The following is a 2,033-nucleotide window of genomic DNA, read 5'->3' as shown; positions in this document are numbered from 1 at the left end:
ACCCGTCGCTGTTCAAGCCGGACATGCATTTCTGGACTGCCTCGAAGCAGCCCTGGCTGATGCTCGACGATGGCCTGCCGCAATATGAAGGCGCGCCGCCGGCCTGAGTCATTGCGACGCATCTCTGCACAAAAATTTCATCTCCGCTGCACGACATAGCCGGCAAAGCGTCATTGGCGGGCCATCTTTGGCTGCCTATGTAAGCGCCATGCGGGCAGGCATCGAGGAGGCGACGGATGAGCGAGAGCATCAACACCCTGGACGAGCTTTTGAACGACCCGATGATCCAGCTCGTGATGGCGCGCGACCGCGTGCGGCCGGCCGAGCTTCGCCTGCTCCTGGAAAAGGCGCGAGACAAGGCCGGCGATGATTCCCGTATCGACCAGGCTTCGGTGCCGCCGGCCCATGTGGTGGCAAGAAGCTGCCTGAAGCAGTGGCTGCACCGCTGAGGCAGTTCCAGGAAAATGGTCAGCTCGAATACGCCGGCAGGTAAGCGTAGTGATTGCGTAAATAGGCGAGCTTGAAGCCGAGCCGGTCGTAGTTGCGATAGGCCGGTCCGTCGCGGTCGGGGAGCGGCGCCTCGATATCGGCGACAAACAGCTTCGCGCCGGCCGCAATGCCGTCGCGAACCAGCCTTTCCCCAAGCATGGCATCCAGATCGAAGCTCGGCGCCATGATGCCAGGTACCGGCGCGTCGATGCCGCTCCAGGCGGCGCCGTCGGGGCCGATGAAAAGCGAGCGCACCGCGGCGACCGCGCCGCCACGTTTCAGCATGTAGTGGCGCCAACCCTTGCGGCCGACAAGCGCGGTGAGCCAGGGCGAGGTGGGGAGCCTGTATTTGGCATCGATGAAAGAAGCCCATTCCGAAGCCGTCCTGGGGGTCACCTCCTCGATAACGGGATCATCTACCGGGATCAGCGGGTCGCGCGGGAAGAGCGGTTCGGCTGGCAGCGGCGTCGCGTCGCGATAGATGCGCTCCCAGCCGCCCTGATGCTGCAGGCCGCGCGCTTCCAGCCAGCATCTCAGCCGCGCCGGCTCGGTGTGCGGACTGGTGTAGAACCACGGCCGCATGATGCCGGCCTCGCGATAATGCGCAAGCAGCGCGTCGAGCTGTTCCTCGGTCGCCGGACCATCGACGCCGATATTCTTCACGCAGTTGAAATGGATGAACGGGATCGTCGTGCAGGTGGTCCAGACCAGATCGCCCTCGCTCGCGATCGACAGCCCTTGGCGTGCCGCGAAATCGGCGGGCGCCGCGTCGTAAAGGTCGCGCCAGGCCGCGACTTCGGCGCGCTCGATGGCGCGGCTGAAGTCACGCGATACCTCCTCGATCGCGATTTCCGGGGGGTGCGTCTCCAGCGGCACGACAGGCTCGAGTTCCGAGAGGGCGGCGGTCGACATGGCATGCTCCTCCGATATGCCTTACAGTGTAAGATTAGCGAATGATAATATGGTGCCAAGCGTTGTCAAGCAGGATTAGCGGCACCTTACAAATCCGTGAGTTGGAATCACGCTATCGTGAGGCTAAGCCTGTCCTCGTGGGGCTTTTCGAATGACGATTCACTTTTGCCTCGGAGGAGACCGAGGCCCGGGGAAAAGGGTTGAGATGACCGACGTCTGCACTCAAGGGTTGGATACCGGCTTTGTCGGCCTGGGTTATGCCAAAGTGGCATTTCTGGGCATCGTGCAAGGCATCACCGAATTGCTGCCGATCTCGTCCACGGCGCATATGCGCATCGTGCCGGCGGTGCTCGGCTGGCAGGATCCCGGATCGGCCTTCTCGGCCGCGATGCAGCTGGCGGCGCTGGCGGCGGTGATCAGCTATTTCTGGAGCGATGTCAGGGACGTGCTCTTCGGATCGATCGCGGCAATCTCGCGCCGCGATTTCGGCGACCGCTATTTCCGCCTGGCGATCAGCATCATCCTTGCCACCATCCCGATCATCATTGCCGGCCTTGCGCTTTCCGGAGTGCTCAACGCCTGCAATTCGCCGCTGCGCGGGCTCGCCGTTATCGGCTGGGCCTGCATCGCCA

At 63.2% G+C, this 2,033-nt stretch carries 3 protein-coding genes and 1 pseudogene; 3 read left to right on the top strand and 1 reads right to left on the bottom strand.

All coding sequences use genetic code 11. The features are described from left to right. Positions 1–107, top strand: a pseudogene (locus EOA28_RS40665) (GFA family protein); the annotation flags it as partial. A gap of 129 nt (positions 108–236) precedes the next feature. Continuing rightward, the gene (locus EOA28_RS34000; protein WP_127252842.1) at positions 237–449 is read left to right on the top strand and encodes a hypothetical protein; all 213 of its coding nucleotides are present in this window, start codon (positions 237–239) and stop codon (positions 447–449) included. A gap of 19 nt (positions 450–468) precedes the next feature. Here EOA28_RS34000 and EOA28_RS33995 read toward each other — a convergent pair whose 3' ends face one another. Then, positions 469–1,401, bottom strand: a complete 933-nt coding sequence (locus tag EOA28_RS33995) for a hypothetical protein (RefSeq protein ID WP_127252841.1) — start codon at positions 1,399–1,401, stop codon at positions 469–471. A gap of 205 nt (positions 1,402–1,606) precedes the next feature. On the opposite strand from EOA28_RS33995, the gene EOA28_RS33990 reads away from it, so the two are divergent. Then, a partial coding sequence (locus EOA28_RS33990) for an undecaprenyl-diphosphate phosphatase (RefSeq protein WP_281060949.1) occupies positions 1,607–2,033 on the top strand: 427 nt, incomplete at its 3' end.

Source organism: Mesorhizobium sp. M2A.F.Ca.ET.067.02.1.1 (assembly GCF_004023285.1).
Classification (GTDB): Bacteria; Pseudomonadota; Alphaproteobacteria; order Rhizobiales; family Rhizobiaceae; genus Mesorhizobium.
The sequence above is the reverse complement of the archived record's forward strand: the minus strand, read 5'-3'. Positions and strand labels throughout refer to the sequence as shown.

Excerpts from the sequence above, each read along its gene's own strand:
- EOA28_RS34000 (WP_127252842.1), top strand. The coding sequence starts at position 237 with ATGAGCGAGAGCATCAACACCCTGGACGAGCTTTTGAACGACCCGATG.
- EOA28_RS33995 (WP_127252841.1), bottom strand. The coding sequence starts at position 1,401 with ATGTCGACCGCCGCCCTCTCGGAACTCGAGCCTGTCGTGCCGCTGGAG.